The 15,060-nt window shown below is 62.9% G+C and carries 14 protein-coding genes and 3 pseudogenes; 9 read left to right on the forward strand and 8 right to left on the reverse strand.

Going from position 1 to position 15,060, the window contains the following annotated elements:
- The first annotated feature begins 136 nt into the window (after window positions 1–136).
- From QTI68_RS09380 to QTI68_RS09400, 5 genes are all read left to right on the forward strand, one after another.
- Window positions 137–1,183 carry an alpha/beta fold hydrolase gene (locus QTI68_RS09380; protein WP_286521144.1) on the forward strand — a complete coding sequence of 349 codons (1,047 nt, stop codon included), beginning with the start codon at window positions 137–139 and terminating at the stop codon, window positions 1,181–1,183.
- 82 nt (window positions 1,184–1,265) lie between these two features.
- Window positions 1,266–2,213 (forward strand): SDR family NAD(P)-dependent oxidoreductase, encoded by a 948-nt coding sequence (locus QTI68_RS09385; protein WP_286521145.1) that lies wholly within the window; start codon window positions 1,266–1,268, stop codon window positions 2,211–2,213.
- A 75-nt stretch (window positions 2,214–2,288) separates the two neighbouring features.
- On the forward strand, window positions 2,289–3,782 hold the full coding sequence (gene istA, locus QTI68_RS09390) for an IS21 family transposase (protein ID WP_286521146.1): 1,494 nt from the start codon (window positions 2,289–2,291) through the stop codon (window positions 3,780–3,782).
- Window positions 3,779–4,582 (forward strand): IS21-like element helper ATPase IstB, encoded by an 804-nt coding sequence (gene istB, locus QTI68_RS09395; RefSeq protein ID WP_046543662.1) that lies wholly within the window; start codon window positions 3,779–3,781, stop codon window positions 4,580–4,582. The genes istA and istB overlap by 4 nt, the downstream gene beginning before the upstream one ends.
- 739 nt (window positions 4,583–5,321) lie before the next feature.
- Complete coding sequence (locus QTI68_RS09400; protein WP_503011640.1) at window positions 5,322–6,056, forward strand: Crp/Fnr family transcriptional regulator; 735 nt, start codon at window positions 5,322–5,324, stop codon at window positions 6,054–6,056.
- A 206-nt stretch (window positions 6,057–6,262) separates the two neighbouring features.
- On the opposite strand, the pseudogene QTI68_RS09405 reads toward QTI68_RS09400, so the two are convergent.
- From QTI68_RS09405 to QTI68_RS09415, 3 genes and pseudogenes are all read right to left on the reverse strand, one after another.
- Window positions 6,263–7,321 (reverse strand): annotated as a pseudogene (locus tag QTI68_RS09405) (AI-2E family transporter).
- 83 nt (window positions 7,322–7,404) lie between these two features.
- Complete coding sequence (locus QTI68_RS09410) at window positions 7,405–8,097, reverse strand: Crp/Fnr family transcriptional regulator (protein WP_286521147.1); 693 nt, start codon at window positions 8,095–8,097, stop codon at window positions 7,405–7,407.
- 202 nt (window positions 8,098–8,299) lie between these two features.
- On the reverse strand, window positions 8,300–9,010 hold the full coding sequence (locus QTI68_RS09415; RefSeq protein WP_286521565.1) for a Crp/Fnr family transcriptional regulator: 711 nt from the start codon (window positions 9,008–9,010) through the stop codon (window positions 8,300–8,302).
- Window positions 9,011–9,288: 278 nt separating this feature from the next.
- Between QTI68_RS09415 and QTI68_RS09420 the strand changes: the two are divergent.
- Window positions 9,289–10,480 (forward strand): annotated as a pseudogene (locus tag QTI68_RS09420) (DesA family fatty acid desaturase).
- The gene (locus QTI68_RS09425; protein WP_286521148.1) at window positions 10,477–10,635 is read left to right on the forward strand and encodes a DUF3309 family protein; all 159 of its coding nucleotides are present in this window, start codon (window positions 10,477–10,479) and stop codon (window positions 10,633–10,635) included. Before QTI68_RS09420 ends, QTI68_RS09425 begins: the two are co-directional and overlap by 4 nt.
- Before the next feature lie 120 nt (window positions 10,636–10,755).
- On the opposite strand, the gene QTI68_RS09430 is transcribed toward QTI68_RS09425, so the two are convergent.
- From QTI68_RS09430 to QTI68_RS09440, 3 genes and pseudogenes are all read right to left on the reverse strand, one after another.
- Window positions 10,756–11,574, reverse strand: a complete 819-nt coding sequence (locus QTI68_RS09430) for a DUF1206 domain-containing protein (protein ID WP_286521149.1) — start codon at window positions 11,572–11,574, stop codon at window positions 10,756–10,758.
- A 680-nt stretch (window positions 11,575–12,254) separates the two neighbouring features.
- A pseudogene (locus tag QTI68_RS09435) lies at window positions 12,255–12,356 on the reverse strand (LuxR C-terminal-related transcriptional regulator); the annotation flags it as partial.
- A 537-nt stretch (window positions 12,357–12,893) separates the two neighbouring features.
- Window positions 12,894–13,085 (reverse strand): hypothetical protein, encoded by a 192-nt coding sequence (locus tag QTI68_RS09440; protein ID WP_286521150.1) that lies wholly within the window; start codon window positions 13,083–13,085, stop codon window positions 12,894–12,896.
- 130 nt (window positions 13,086–13,215) lie between these two features.
- Between QTI68_RS09440 and QTI68_RS09445 the strand changes: the two genes are divergently transcribed.
- Window positions 13,216–13,422 carry a hypothetical protein gene (locus tag QTI68_RS09445; protein WP_286521151.1) on the forward strand — a complete coding sequence of 69 codons (207 nt, stop codon included), beginning with the start codon at window positions 13,216–13,218 and terminating at the stop codon, window positions 13,420–13,422.
- Window positions 13,423–13,910: 488 nt separating this feature from the next.
- Here the strand turns inward: QTI68_RS09445 and QTI68_RS09450 are convergent, their stop codons facing one another.
- Entirely contained in the window at window positions 13,911–14,105 is a 195-nt protein-coding gene (locus QTI68_RS09450) for a hypothetical protein (protein WP_286521153.1), read from the reverse strand.
- Between the two features lie 55 nt (window positions 14,106–14,160).
- A complete protein-coding gene (locus tag QTI68_RS09455) occupies window positions 14,161–14,283 on the reverse strand; it encodes a hypothetical protein (RefSeq protein ID WP_286521154.1) in 123 nt (40 codons plus the stop codon).
- 297 nt (window positions 14,284–14,580) lie between these two features.
- Here QTI68_RS09455 and QTI68_RS09460 point away from each other — a divergent pair, with 297 nt between their 5' ends.
- Complete coding sequence (locus QTI68_RS09460; protein WP_286521156.1) at window positions 14,581–15,039, forward strand: hypothetical protein; 459 nt, start codon at window positions 14,581–14,583, stop codon at window positions 15,037–15,039.
- The last annotated feature ends 21 nt before the right edge of the window (window positions 15,040–15,060 follow it).

A 15,060-nucleotide genomic window follows, 5' to 3' on the forward strand; every position in this document is an offset into this window, starting at 1 on the left:
TGACCCCGCAATCTTGTGACATTCAACCTTGGAAACTCCTGCGGGCTGGTGCATTCCAGTCAACATCGCGTTGATCAATGGCGGTCTACCAAGGCCAAGCGCCGATGGCTAGCATCGAATCATCGAGAAGTCATTCATGAACACTACGAACACGACCCGGCGGTGCTTTATCAGGACCACGGCCACAGGAATCCTGGTGGCCAACGGGCCGACGATGCGCACCGGCTTCGCGGCAGAGTCTGCGAATCAGGGATCATGGCTGCACGGACGCAACCTGAGGCAGGTCCAGGCCGGAGTTCTCGATGTCGGCTATTTCGAACTGGGCCGCGAGAACGATCCCGCGGTGATCCTGCTCCACGGATTTCCATACTCCGTGGACAGCTTTTCCAAGGTTGCTCCTGACCTCGCTCAGCGCGGGTGCAGGGTGATCGTTCCCTACCTTCGCGGCCATGGATCGACTCGCTTTATAGACAGCAACACGCCACGCTCGGGTCAGCAAGGCGCAATCGGCACGGATCTGCTGGCGCTCATGGAAGCCCTGAAACTCCGCCGGGCGGTGTGGGCCGGGTACGACTGGGGTGGGCGCGCTGCCTGCGTCGCCGCTGCGCTCTGGCCTGAACGATGTGATGGACTTGTCTCCGTGAACAGCTATCTCATCCAGGATATTGCGAGTGCCGGACGGCCCGTTGCACCCTCCGTCGAATCCGGAATCTGGTACCAGCACTATTTCTTGACCGAACGGGGAAGATTGGGGCTCGAATCCAACAGGCGCGAGATTGCCAGAACGATCTGGACTCGGAACTCGCCGCACTGGCACTTCGACGATGCGACACTGGACCGTCACGTCGCCGCTTTTGACAACCCAGACTATGTGGACGTGGTCATTCATTCCTACAGACATCGCTTGGGCGCGGCGAGCGGATACCCTGCCTATCTGGAAGTAGAAGGCCGACTCTCAGCGCTGCCCGCAATCCGGGTTCCGACGATCACCCTGGACGGCAGCGCCGATGGTGTCGTGCCGGCCAACGATGGCAAAGCCTCTGCTGCAAAGTTCAGCGGGCCACGCGTGCACCGCGTCATCGAAGGCGCGGGGCACAACCTGCCCGAGGAAGCGCCTGAGGCGTTTGCCGATGCCGTCTGGGAGCTCTCGCGGGCAGCTCGCCGTCGCCCAGGTCAGAACTAGCCTCCCTCGTTGCGCGGACGCGGCCCCGAGCACGTGCCTACGCGCTCCAGGAAATCACCTCATCATTGAAAGGAAGCGAACTTTGACCAATTCGTTTGGCAACTCCGAGCTTGGACGCGCAGAGCTCGGCGCGACGTCGACCGCAGACGATGCGCTGTCTGGCATCGACCTGCGCGGGATGCGAATCCTTGTGACCGGCGTATCGTCCGGTATCGGGATGGAAGCAGCTCGGTCGTTGGCCGCCCATGGCGCGCAGGTCGTCGGCACAGCAAGAGACATTGACAGCGCAGTGACTGCCACCGCAGCAGTGCTTGCAGATGCCGCCGATGGCGGAGGCCTGGAGCTCGTCGCGCTCGACCTGGCGTCGCTCGCAAGCGTTCGCACCTGCGCGGATGCCCTGGTCGAGGACGGGCGCCGGTTCGATGTCGTGATCGCCAACGCCGGCGTCATGGCGACACCTCTGGGCCGTACACCCGATGGCTTTGAAACGCAGTTGGGTACAAACCACCTGGGCCACTTCGCATTCATCAATCGCATCGCGCCGCTGATCGTGAATGGCGGCCGAGTCGTGGTCTTGTCTTCGGCTTCCCATCGCTCCGCGGACTTCACGCTGGACGATCTGAACTTCGAGCGCACAGCGTATGAACCTCAGATGGCCTACGCGCGCTCCAAGACCGCAAACATCCTGTTCGCCGTCGAGTTCGATCGACGCCACAAGGTGCGCGGGGTGCGTGCCACTGCCGTGCATCCTGGGACCATCAGGACCGGTCTCGGTCGGCACATCGGGTTCGAGAACATGGAATTGGCCGTCCAGCGACTCAACGCCCAGTTCGAGACACAAGGGCAGCCGCAACTCGAATGGAAGAGCGTAGCCCAGGGCGCCGCGACCACGGTGTGGGCCGGTGACCGATCTTGTAGCCCATCGCGTGGCGCTCTCGTTGCAGAGTCGGCATCCGTTGAGGATTCCACCGATCCATCTTTGGGGTGGCGGGCGACAATTATCTTGAGCGGTCAGCGACAACTATCGTGAGCGGTTGACGCACGCGCCCGGGGTGCGTTTGCGGTCGGGTTTTAAAGTGGTTTGCCTCTAGAGGAGGCAGCCACCTTGCCCGGCAAACGCATATCGGATCATCAAGTGACCAAGTACAAGGAACTACGCGGCAAGCACAGCCAGGAGGTGGCGGCTGCCAAGGCCGGAGTAAGCGTAGCCAGCGCGCGGCGTATCGAATCGGCGGTGCTGCTGCCCTCCCAGAAGCCGGCGCGCAACTGGCGCACGCGCGCCGACCCGCTGACGGAGGTGTGGACGGCGGAGGTCGTGCCGATGCTGGAATCGGCCCCTGGGCTGATGGCGGTGACGGTGTTGGAGGAACTGCAGCTTCGATACCCGCAGCGCTTTGACGGCACGGTGTTGCGCACCCTGCAGCGCCGGGTGCGGCAGTGGCGCGCCGAGCACGGTGGCGATCGCGAGATCTTCTTCGCCCAGGAGCATCCGCCCGGCCGGCTTGGGCTGTCGGACTTCACGGTCTGCGACGAGCTGGCCATCACCATCGTCGGCGAGGCCTTGCCGCACCGGCTGTACCAGTTCGCGTTCGCCCACAGTGGTTGGCGCCATGCCTGCATCGTGCTGGGTGGCGAGAGCTTCCAGGCGCTGGCGAGCGGTCTTCAGGAAGCACTATGGATGGCCGGTGGTGTGCCCGAAGAGCATCGCACCGACAGTCTGTCGGCGGCGTTCAACAACCTGGCCGAGCAGGAGGAGCTCACCGCCCGCTACCGCGAGCTGTGCGCGCACTACGGCCTGCGCGCGAGCCGCAACAATCCGGGCGTGAGCCACGAGAACGGTTCGATCGAAGCGCGCCAGGGCAGCCTGAAGACTGCGCTGGATCAGTCGCTGCTGCTGCGCGGCACACGCGAGTTCGCGAGCCTCGATGGTTACGGCCAGTTCGTCGCCGATACCGTGCGGCGGCTGAACGCGCGCTGCGCTCGGACGTGGGAGGTCGAGCGTGCCAGCCTTCGGCCGCTGCCGGCTCGGCGAACGGTGGACTTCGAAGAGGTCGACGCGAGGGTCAGCAAGTTCGGACTGATCAGCATCAAGGCCGCCCACTACAGCGTGCCGTCCAGGCTGGTCGGCCATCGGCTGAAGGTTCGGCTCTACAGCGCGCATCTCGAAGCCTGGCTGGGCGGAGTGAAGGTGTTCGAGTGCGAGCGGTTGCGCAGCAGCGCCCAGACCAAGCATCCCAAGCGCATCGACTGGCGCCACATGCTGCCGTCGCTGCGGCGCAAGCCCGGAGCGTTCGCCCGATGGATGCTGCGCGATGCCATGTTCCCGCGCAGCGAATACGCCCAGGCCTGGGAGCACATGAGTCAGCGGCTGAGTGAGCGGGAGGCCTGCCGGTTGATGGTGAACCTGCTCGATCTCGCGGATCGGGCCAATGTGGTGGCCGAGCTCGCCGGGATCCTCAGCGCCTTGGGCGAGCGCAATGAAATCCCCGACATCGAGGTGCTGCGGACGCAGTTCGCGCCGCGTCCGGCATTGATGCCGTTCGTGGAAGTCATGTTGCCGGCCACCGCGGTGTACGACGAACTGCTGGAGGCCGCATGAACACGATCGCATCCTCGCGCAGCGCCGCCGATGCAGCGCGCCTACCCCTAATGCTGGGGGAGCTGAGGCTTCCCACGATGAAGCGGCTGTGGGCAGACTTGGCCGAGCAGTCCAACCGCGAAGGCTGGCCGGCAGAACGCTTCTTGGGCGTGCTGCTCGAGCAGGAGGTCAACGAGCGTGAGACGCGCCGGCTTGCGCGCGCACGCATCGACAGCCATCTGCCGCCGGACAAGAGCCTGGCAAGCTTCGACTTCGACGCCGTGCCAGCGGTCTCCAAGGCTCACGTCACGGCGTTGGCCGAGGCCGATGGCTGGCTCGCACAAGGGCACAACTTGCTCGCCTTCGGGCCGCCGGGCGTCGGCAAGACCCATCTCATTGCCGGCATCGGCCATGCCTTGATCGACCACGGCTACAAGGTGCTCTTCGTGCGCACGAGCGACTTGGTGCAACGCCTGCAGGCGGCGCGCCGGGACCTGCGATTGCCGGGGGAACTCGCCAAGCTCGATCGCTTCGATCTGATCATCCTGGACGATCTGAGCTATGCGCGTCGCGACCAAGCCGAGACCTCGGTGCTGTTCGAGCTGATCGCAGAGCGGTACGAGAGAAAGAGCATCGCCATCACGGCCAACGCACCGTTCTCGGCATGGGACGAGGTCTTCCCCGACAAGGCCATGACGATCGCCGCGGTCGACCGCCTCGTGCATCACGCGACGATCCTGGAGATGAACGTGGACAGCTACCGCCGCCGCGCTGCGTTGCCGGCTCGCCGGCAACGCAGCGCAACGACAACTACTCAATGATCTTGCTCGACCGCACCGCACAAGATAATTGACGCCCGGCGCTCAGAATAGTTGACGCCGGGCAGCCGCCGCCAAGACAAAGTTCGGGAAGAACTAAATCTGGGGCTGCGCTGAAGGGGATTCCCCATGGAAGTCTGCAAGCCCATTGGCCTCTGGTCGACCACGAATTCCTTGGTCGAGAACGACATCGCGAGCCTTGCTCAACACATGAGGCAATGCGAGCGCGGGCTGGTCGTGTCCCACGACTGCAATCGGCGGCAGAAACGGTACGAATCAGGATGGGCTCACACATCGTGACGTCGGCGTGCCTGGGGGGCGCCGTTGGAACCTCCCTGGTGCTAGCGTTTGCCCACTTGGGATTGTCTAGTTCCCGATCTCTCGCTCTGGCTTGGTTGTCGAATCGGTTCGCAAAGTCTCGTCAAGCACCACCCGGCGTCTCGCCGCTTTCCAGCCGCGTTGCGGCGACCCACACGACCGCGCCATGCAGGATTTATGGGAGGCGCCGTCCGTTCAAGTAAGCCGAGTGCGTCGGCGGCAAGCTCGGAAGGTGTCATCGCGGGGGGACATGGAGTCGCTCCCCATGGAAGGCTGAAGTCTAAAAGGTGGCGCTGGAAGACGTTTCGCACCGTGCGGCCGTGCCACACGCAGCCAAGAAATAGCTATCGCTTTCGTTTGTGCGATAGCGTACGCCCGAGGTCTTTTTGCTACAGAATATTGGTGAACTTCGCGGCAGCGGATCATGTTACCGACGCTACCTTCGCCGCGCTTTGCTGCGGCGCACAATGACCTTTTGGAGGAGATGCCTCCAGATGTCCGGGTCGGCCTGACGCCGCTTCTTCAGCACGTTTCGCTCGACCTGGGAGAGGTTCTGTACGAGTCGGGCGCCGTGCAACAGTACGTGTACTTCCCCACCGACTCCATTGTCTCGTTGTTGTACGTTCTCGAAAACGGGCAATCCGCGGAGATTGCAGTCGTAGGATTCGAGGGCATGGTGGGCGTATCGCTCCTGATGGGTGGTGGCAGCACGCCGAACCGCGCCGTGGTGCAAAGCGCAGGCCATGCGTTCCGGCTGGGCGCGAGCCACATCAAGCAGTTCGTCGAGAACGGCGGCCCCTTGCTCCACCTGCTTCTACGCTACACCCAGTCGCTTATCACCCAGATGTCGCAGACAGCGGTGTGCAACCGGCACCATTCGCTCGAGCAGCAGCTATGCCGCTGGCTCTTGCTGAGTCTCGACAGGTTGCCGGGCAATGAACTATCGATGACGCAGGAACTCATTGCCAACATGCTCGGTGTGCGTCGCGAGGGCGTGACTGAGGCGGCAGGCAGACTGCAGCGGTTGAACCTCATCAGATACACCCGAGGGCACATCCTGGTTCTTGACCGAGTCGGTCTCGAGCGGCACGTGTGCGAATGCTACGCCGTGGTGAAGCGCGAGACGGACCGCCTGTTGCCTCACGAAATAGCGACATGAGCCTTACTATTCAAAGTGCGGCCAACAGCGGAGTTTCCCGGACCCGGCGAACTGCAATCCCCGATTGCCGCTGTGAACCGAAGAACGCGCGATCGGATTTTCTAATGAAGCGACCGGCGGGGAAGTTCAATGGTGAAAGCGCACCGAGGCCGGGTACCTCCCGGCATATGACGCGGCGTTGGACTCGGCCAGTGCGCTGCAGCGTGCTAAGGCTCGGCGCCTAGCAATTCTCCAATCGGCTTCAGGTCTTCAACGCGGTCGCACACGGTCTTGACGGCCACCAGCATCGGCACGCCCAGCAGCAGGCCGGCGACGCCCCACAGCCAATCCCAGGCGAGCACGCCGACGAAGATTGCCACCGGGTTCATGCGGCTTGCGCGGCTGGTCAGCCAAGGCGTGAGAAGGTAGCCGGAGACGAATTGAATGGCCAGCGACACGCCAACGATCAGCAGCGCCATTCCGGGCGTGCCGAACTGCAGGAAGCCCACCAGCGCCAAACCACCGGTGACCACAATCGGACCGATGTAGGGCACGAGGTTGAGCACGGCCGCCGCGACGCCCCAGACGGCCGCTTGTTCCAGCCCGATCCATAGCAAGGCGACCCAGGTGGTCACGCCGACCAGCGCGCTGGTGAGGATCTGCACCAGCAAATAGCGTTGAATCTGCTCGGTGATCTCGTCGAGCGCCTGAACCGTGATCTTCTTCTGCCGGAAGGTGGGTCCTGCGATCCTCACCATCCTGCGGCGAAAAGTGTCACCCGAGACGACGAGGAAGAAGGTGATGAAGCAAGACCATCATCGCTTGGCCGATGAAGCCGATGGTGCCGACCGTCCCGCGCCACGAGCGGCCGCGCTTCAGTATCCAGGACTGCCGGTCTGCGGAGCCGCCGAACCGCTTTCTTCGGCCGCCTCCTCGAGTTTCGCCCCCGCCCGCTGTACCTTCTCCATGGAACTCTCGGACGCGCCGGGTAGCGCGCGCAGCGACTGGCGCACCTTCTGCGCTGCGTCGGGCAGCGGTTCGGCCAGCGCAGTGGCACCGTCGCTGTGCGAATAGACCATCGAACCGAGGCCGCCCAGGACCGCGAGCAGCAGCACCGCAGCCCCGAGCGCACGCGGGATGTGCCAGCGCTGCAGTCGGTCCGCCGCTGGCGACAGCACATAGCTGAACATCACGCCCAGCAGCAGCGGAATGAAGACTGCGCTGGCCCAGTGCAGCGCATAGACGCTGATTGCAAGCGCGATCAGCGCCAACGACACACTTCTCACGTCGATGGCATGTGCAGGTGCACGTGCTCCGGCTCGGGTGCGGCGGCCGCCGGTGGGGAGTCAAGGCCGTCCATGTCGAGCTTTCAAGGCAGCAGTTCCGCGTAGGCCTTTCGGTCGGCGGCATAGCAGCCGCACGCCATCGACTCGAGTCCGCTGCGATCGAGCACCGTCAGGTCACCGCGGTGGTATTCGATCAGGCCGCTGCGCTGCAAGGCACTGGCGGCCGTCGTGATGCCGACCCGGCGCACGCCGAGCATGAGGGCAAGAAACTCATGCGTCACGCGGAAGCTGTCGGAGTGCGCACGATCCTGGCTCATCAGCAGCCAGCGTGCCAGGCGCGGACCGATAAGATGAAAGCGCAGGCATGCGGCCGATGCGGCCAGTTGGGACATCAGGACATAGATGTAGCGGTTCAAGCTGCGTCGCAGCGCCGAACTGCGCGCAAGTTCGCGCCGGAAGTCAGCGGTGGTCATGCGCCATGCGGCTCCGGGGCCTTGCACCAGCGCGTGCAAGGGCGCGGTGACCACGTCCAGGGCCAGGTGTGCGCCCAGCATCCCTTCACGGCCCACCATGCCCACTTCGAGCCCCGGATGGCTGTCGGTCCGCGCCACCAGCGAGATGAAGCCTTCGATCGGGAAGTAGACATGCCGGGTCGGCTCGCCAGGCTCGCACAGGACCTCGGCCAGCACCAATTGGATCGGCTCGCAGAGGGCCAGCAGGCGCCGCCGATCATCGCGCGGAAGCAGTTCGATGAGGTGGTTCTCGACGGTGGCCAATGGGCTCTCCGATGTGTTGCTGCCACCCCTGGGTGACGAAGATCAGGAAGATTGCGTTGCGGTTGAGCACAGGGTCCGACCTGTGCAACCAGTCTGCATGAGGAGACACGCACTGACTGTCTGTTAGCGCACAGAACGGCAGACGAATTGCCTCGTCAAACAGACCAACCGCATCCGCAGCAGACCACAGACGGCTGCGTCGTCAGTTCCCTGGTAGCAGACGGTCATACTCCTTCTTGACGACCGCGTAGCACTCGCAAGTGCGTTGTTCAAGCCCTCGTCGGTCCAGCACCGAGATGCGGCCGCGCGCGTAGCGGATCAGCCCGGCCTGCTGCAACTTGAGCGCCCCCTCGGTCACGCCTTCTCGGCGCACGCCGAGCATGTTGGCGATCAGCTCCTGCGTCATCACGAGCTCGCTGCCCTGCAGACGGTCCAGGCTCAGCAGCAGCCAGCGACACAGCTGCTGGTCCAGCGAGTGGTGCCGATTGCACGCTGCGGTTTGCGCCATCTGGGTGATCAACGCCTGCGTATAGCGCAACAGCAGGTGCAGCACCGGCCCCGCCCGGTTGAATTCATCCTTCATGAGCTGTGCCTTCAGGCGAAAGCCGTGCCCGGCACTTTGGACCACCGCGCGGCTCGGCGTGGATTCGCCTCCCATGAAGAGCGAAATGCCGATGATCCCCTCGTTGCCGACCACCGCAATTTCTGCCGAGGCGCCGTTCTCCATCACGTACAACAGCGAGACGATGGCGGTGATCGGAAAGTACACGTGGCTGAGCGTGCTTCCTGACTCGCACAGGACCTGGCCCAGCGGCATCTCGACCCATTCAAGTTGTGGCAGCCAGCGCTGCCACTCCGCCTCCGGCAGTGCGGCGAGCAGGTGGTTCTTTCTTGGGTCGGGCGAAGCGGCCATCATCACGGAACTCCAGGGTGGGTCTGGCTTCGAGGATTACCGTGGTGGTGCTCTTCTACAGCGTTTGCGAGGAGCATAGGCGGGTTGATATCGTCTGTATGTTCGCTAGCGCACATACATGCGAACGGCACGAGCTATTGGCCGAACAGAAAAATCGCGACAACTGTACGGTAGCGCACAGACTGCGGCCCTGGCCTGACTAGGATTGCGGACAAGGACATCGTGACCACGTCCAAGATCATCGGACGTCGGCGCGCCGTTCTGCCGTGGACCTTGTGATGCAATTTAGCCTGATCGATTGGGGGCTTGTACTGGTCACGCTGGGCTTGACCCACGTCACCATCGCCGCGGTCAGCATTTTCCTTCATCGATATCAGGCGCATCGCGCGCTGGAATTGCATTCCGCCGCCAGCCACTTCTTCCGTTTCTGGCTGTGGCTCACCACCGGTGATGGTGACGAAGGAATGGGCGGCGATTCATCGCAAGCACCACGCCAACTGCGAAACGCCCGAAGACCCCCACAGCCCGCAGATCCATGGCATCAGGAAAGTGCTGTTCGAAGGCACCGAGCTCTATCGCCTGGAATCCGGGAACGCCGAAACGCTCGAAAGGTACGGCCGTGGATCCCCCGACGACTGGATCGAGCGCAACCTGTACGCGAGACACTCCCGGCTCGGGATTGGCGCCATGCTGGTGATCGACGTCACCCTGTTCGGCCCGATCGGGCTCAGCATGTGGGCGGTGCAGATGCTGTGGATTCCGTTCTTCGCCGCCGGCGTCATCAACGGCGTCGGCCACTACTGGGGCTACCGCAATTTCGCGCCGAATGACAACTCCAGCAATATCGTGCCGTGGGGCATCCTGATCGGCGGCGAAGAACTTCACAACAACCACCATGCTTATGTCACCTCCGCCAGGCTGGCTAGCAAGTGGTGGGAGTTCGACATCGGCTGGATGTACATCCGCATCCTTGAAATGATCCACCTGGCCAGGGTGCGCAAGGTGGCGCCCAGGATTCGCTACAACACATCCAAGACTCGTTGCGATGTGGGAACCCTGCAGGCCGTCATCACCCACCGGTACGACGTGCTGGCCAAGTTCGCCAGATTCCTGCGCCCGACTGCCGTGGAGGAACTCCTCAGCCTGCGGGCCAGCACGACCCCGAGTTCGGCCGACGCCAGAGCGCTGGATCCGGTCAAGTACTTGCTGCAAGGGGACGTGAGGGGACTGCCGGAGAAGGAACGTGCCGTCCTGGACCAGGCTCTGCATTCCAGCACGGTGCTGAGCACCATCTACTCGATGCGGCAAGAACTCATTGGCCTGTGGGGTCGATCCGCCGCCTCGAAGGCGCAGTTGGTGAAGCAGTTGGAGGACTGGTGCCGACGCGCTGAGCAAAGAGGCGTTGGCGCACTGCGCGAATTTTCTCGAACGCTGCGCCGCTACGACTCACCGACGGGAGAAATGAAATGACATTGGGAACAATTCTGCTGATCGTCGTGATTCTGCTGCTCATCGGCGCCATTCCAAGCTGGCCCCACAGCCGGGGTTGGGGCTACGGCCCCAGCGGGGGGCTCGGGCTGGTGCTGCTGGTCCTGGTCGTTCTGTTGTTGTTGGGAAAGATTTAGCGCTTTGCCGGAGAGCTTGCTCGCGGTACGAAGACTCAACGTGCCACCGTCATCCGTGCATCTCCTCGACGACAGCTTCGTCGTTGAACCAGGGGCGTCCGTTCGCTTGGTGCTGGAGAATTACATCCGGCGGTATCGTGACTCGAGCATCGCGAACAGGCCGAAGGCCACGAATCCAAGCGCCACCGCCGTAAGCAGAAACTTCCCGAACGGCTGCGCCAGGATCGCCTGCAGCGCGCCGTCCAGCCCCTGCGCCTTCTGCCGGTGGAACGTTAGCGCCGCATAGCTGAGCAGGCCCCCCACCACGCCCAGAGCCACTCCCTTGGCGATGTATCCGACTTGGCCCAATCGCGCAACGCTCTTCCGGGCTACTGGGGACATCGACGAAGTGTCAATCTCCTCACCGAAGGATTTCTTCACGCCCTTGACGGCCCCGGCCACGCCGACGCCAATGATGATCAGCCCCGTGACCACGACGATCGCCTGCCCGCCGGGCCACGCCAGCACACCAGAGGTGGTCTGCTGCTGGGACCGCGAGTCCCACGATCCCCAGCCGAGGACGATCGACGCTGCGCTGACCCCCACCGCGGCGTAGATCACGGCCTTGGTCCCGCCGGTGGCCTGCTTGCGGACCCGTTTGGCGCCTTCGAAATTGCGATAACCCCAGATGGCTACACTGGCTTGCCAGAGCGCGAGCGCCACCATGCCGACCGCAACCAGCCATAGCAGGATCTTGCCAAAGGGCTGATCAGCTAATGTTCTTAGCGCCCCGGAGAGGTCGGCTGTCTTGCTGGCCGACGCGCCCCATGCGATTCGCAGCGCCAGCCAGCCGATCAAGAGGTGGACAACGCCGTATGCAATCAAGCCGACGCGGGCGAGCATCTTCAATGGCGCGCTGTCGCCAGCCTGTTCGACCTTGCCGCCGGATTTGGTTGCCATCGCGGGGCGCGCCTGGTGAGTTGTCAAACACAACCTCGGATCCGAGATCTTCTGCCTAAGCTGTTAGAAAGCAAGCATCCGGTGGCCCACCTTGACGCTTCTACGCCAGAGTGATCCACAAGGCTCAAGCTGAAGCGAGTAACGGCGTCACCGAGGACCGACGGACCAACCTGGCTCTCCCGAAGGGACATCGGCCAGTTCTCGCGGCAATCTTGATGGACGCCGCATCGTGGGACTAGGCTTGCAGGTCGCCGTGGCCCGAGACGACGCGCGTCTCAAATGATTCGATCCAGTTCCGCACACGGATTGTCAATACCTCGTCAGCTTTTTCCGCGTCGATGGCTACACCAGCCAGAACGATGTGGCAGAGGCACTCCTTGTCACGAAAGACTTGTGCGTGATAGCTGCGACTACCCTCGAAAACGGCTCCAATGTTCACCTGCGTCGTCCATCCAGGCGGAGGCAAGACGGGGCCGTCGCGTGCTTTACAGATGACTTGGCGTTCACCTCACTGGGGATGAGGCGCATGGCAGCGTATGTGCGTTCAGGGAGGAAAATTTGTGAATCGGCAACAAGTTCAGACGGGCGCATGGCGTGGCTCCGAGCGTCAAAGACGCACCAGGAAAGGCTAGCGCCGATGTTGCTTTTTCTCTGTTCGGTAGCGCACACAGACCGAATCTTCAGGGCGTCGCCGTGAGATCGCTGTTGGAGGAGAGATTCATCTTCTCCATCAGCCGCGTGCGGTAGGTGCTGACCGTCTTGACGGACAGGTGAACGATCCGGAGATGGGAAAGACCAAGCTGCAAGCCCTGGCCGATCGCGGGTACTTCAACGGCACGGAACTCAAGGCCTGCGAAGACGCGGGCATCACGACCTACGTGCCCAAGCCGACGACCTCGGGCGCCAAGGCCCAGGCGGGCCCACAGCGCCGGCTCCAAGGAGGTGGACACGCTGCGCGGCGTCGACCTATGGCCTCGAGCCTTGACCGAGGTCAAGGCCGCGCAGCCCAGCCATCCCAGAATGTCGGGCAACGCCAATAAGTGCGCAAACAAGTCAATAGATGCGCAAACAGCCGACAGGGCCGGGACCCCCGCGGGCGGCCTCCGGGCGTTGCTAGAAGCGCGGGCGGAGTCTCGTAGAGGCGCGGCCGGGCGAAGGAACTGCGCAACATCCACGGTCGGTGTAGACGGAGCACTTCAACTTACCCTGGCGGATACGAACAGCTGCTTCGGAACGGGCCCTACAGCCGTTCAGGGCGGCCCGGAGCCGGCTCTCGAAGATGTCGCTCGTGAAGAGATCCGAGGCCCTTGCAGAGGTGTTCAGGCCGGGCCGATTGCGACTGTGAAATAGCGCCCGTCAATCGGGCGTGCCCAGGGCGCGTTCATGTGCGCCACGGTCGCCTCGAGCTGCGCGAGGTCGAACACCCCATTCAAGATCGCGGATCCGGTGTTGAGCACGTCGAGTTCCTTGATCGCGCCCTCTATCTTGGGCAGCGGGAATTCCTCGGCCACGCGGAGCTCGTAGTTCCTGAGGGCGAGGCGCTTCGGGTCTGGTGACTTCCGGGGCATGCCTTGATAGTAGCCGCGCAGCTCCGGCAAAGCCCGCCTTGCCTCCCTTGGCAGTCAAGCGCACAGTCTCGAGATGAACCGCACCGACGTCATGCTTGCCGTGGTCGAGATGGCCAGGGCAGGGGGTGCGTTGCCTGGGACAGAGGCGATTTCGCACATCCCGGCCTTGATCGACCGCTTGGACAAGGCGAGCGAAAGCTACCAACCCGATCTGGAGCTTCTGCTGAACATCGGAGCGACGATCTTGACGCTGGAGCTTGAGGCGGCCAGGCGGACATGAAAAAGCCCGCCGCTTTCGGGCGGAATCTCGATGTAGGCGAAGCGCCTAACGGGACCCGTCCTGACTGCCGGAAAGTAGGCGTCTGATCCGTGCGCTGAGTTTTGCTAGGCGGCCTCTGAACGTGCCCGCGGCCGCCCTCCGAGACCGGTGTGCTTCGCGTTCGTAGCGTACAGCATTGAGGGCCTTGAGGTTTTGCGGGATGCGCTTCCAGACCCCGGTAACCGAAATTGCCCCGATTTGACGGCGCGAAGCTGGGGACGATGTCGGCAGCTATGGCCGTCTTCAGCGCCGGCGACGTCGACCACTTCAACGCCTGGCTCGCACGCGGCGCATACGAAACGTGGGGCGACAGCGGCTTTGACGAACAGCACAGGCTGGCGCCTGATCAGCGGCGCGCGCTCATCGTGCTTGTCGAGACCCAGATGGCCGCCCAACTTGAGCGTGGTCTAGACGAGGGTCATGCTGACACCGTTATACGATGCCGCGAATCACTTGTTGTACAGGCGTGGCACCCCAACGTTGATCACCCCGAAGCTGGAAAGCAGCACGACCACAGCCAGTGCAAGGAACAAGATCGTAATGATCGTACCCACCGGCGCCGGGATCGGGATGAAGCTCACCAGATACCAAGCCACGCCGACGATCAGCATCCAGATGATGGCATTGACAATATTGCTGAACATATTTGCCTTTCGCTGTTAACAACTGGGCAGAGCATTATCCGGCGTAGACACTTCTTCAGCGTGTCGCGGAGGTCTTCCGCGGCTTCTTGTGCCGCACGTGATCGCTCGTCTGCTGCTTGGTGGAGTGCCCGCCCATCTTGCGCGCCTCGCCGATGCTCTGGCTGTCATCCTTGTCCATCAGGGCCTTGGCGCGCAGATCGTGGAAGTGCGCATTCTTGATCCCTGCCCGATCGCGCGCGCGTCCAAGCCGTGCTCATGCCATCGTAGGTGCAGGGCTCCCCTTTGAGCGTGGTGAAGGTCGGCCGCCACCCGTGGAAGGCCCGGTTCGAGGCGAAGCACGGGACGGAGTCGGAACTGCTCGCGCGTCTGGGAAGCGAGTTGACCACGTACAGAACAAGTCGCATTGGTAAGTAACCTGACTTATACTAAAAGATGCGCGGTCCACTCGACAATTTGAAAAATTCGGGGCTCCAACATGACATCCATCGACCTCCCCTTCGAGGAGCAGTTGTTGGTGTTCAGAGCGCACCTGGCGCAGCGTGGTCCTTCGTCAGCGATCGAACTGCTGAATGGTCGAACCCAGTTTCGGTACACGGCGATGTACGGGTTCGTCAACCGCGGCATGCGTCCGCTTTGTATGTTCGATCGCTTCAGGGAGGACCGGGCGTATGTGCGAAGCGCTTTCGTCCTGGAGACTCTGTGCTGCCTGACCGTAGCGAACGGCGAATTTGTCAGTGCGGATTGCCGCACGGACCGCCGCCTGCTTTCACTCGGCGGGCCGATCGTGTCGTACTGCGGTATGGCTGTGGGCCCGCTGGCCGGACCGGTCGTCGGGATTTTGTGCCACTTCGACGTCGAAGGCCGCGAGGTCAAGCCGTGTGAACTTGCGTTCCTGCGCGCCGTGGCGCCGCTGTTGCTGGAATACATGGATTGATTTCTATCGAGGGAGCGGGGG

Origin of the sequence: Variovorax sp. J31P207 (genome assembly GCF_030316965.1) — a bacterium.
Classification (GTDB): Bacteria; Pseudomonadota; Gammaproteobacteria; order Burkholderiales; family Burkholderiaceae_C; genus Variovorax; species Variovorax ginsengisoli_B.

Bases quoted from the DNA above. Each gene is read 5' to 3' on its own strand.
- QTI68_RS09380 (WP_286521144.1), top strand. From the start codon at position 137: ATGAACACTACGAACACGACCCGGCGGTGCTTTATCAGGACCACGGCC.
- istB (WP_046543662.1), top strand. From the start codon at position 3,779: ATGAACACGATCGCATCCTCGCGCAGCGCCGCCGATGCAGCGCGCCTA.
- QTI68_RS09400 (WP_503011640.1), top strand. From the start codon at position 5,322: ATGTTACCGACGCTACCTTCGCCGCGCTTTGCTGCGGCGCACAATGAC.
- QTI68_RS09415 (WP_286521565.1), bottom strand. From the start codon at position 9,010: ATGGCCGCTTCGCCCGACCCAAGAAAGAACCACCTGCTCGCCGCACTG.
- QTI68_RS09425 (WP_286521148.1), top strand. From the start codon at position 10,477: ATGACATTGGGAACAATTCTGCTGATCGTCGTGATTCTGCTGCTCATC.
- QTI68_RS09430 (WP_286521149.1), bottom strand. From the start codon at position 11,574: ATGGCAACCAAATCCGGCGGCAAGGTCGAACAGGCTGGCGACAGCGCG.
- QTI68_RS09445 (WP_286521151.1), top strand. From the start codon at position 13,216: ATGAACCGCACCGACGTCATGCTTGCCGTGGTCGAGATGGCCAGGGCA.
- QTI68_RS09450 (WP_286521153.1), bottom strand. From the start codon at position 14,105: ATGTTCAGCAATATTGTCAATGCCATCATCTGGATGCTGATCGTCGGC.
- QTI68_RS09455 (WP_286521154.1), bottom strand. From the start codon at position 14,283: ATGGACAAGGATGACAGCCAGAGCATCGGCGAGGCGCGCAAGATGGGC.
- QTI68_RS09460 (WP_286521156.1), top strand. From the start codon at position 14,581: ATGACATCCATCGACCTCCCCTTCGAGGAGCAGTTGTTGGTGTTCAGA.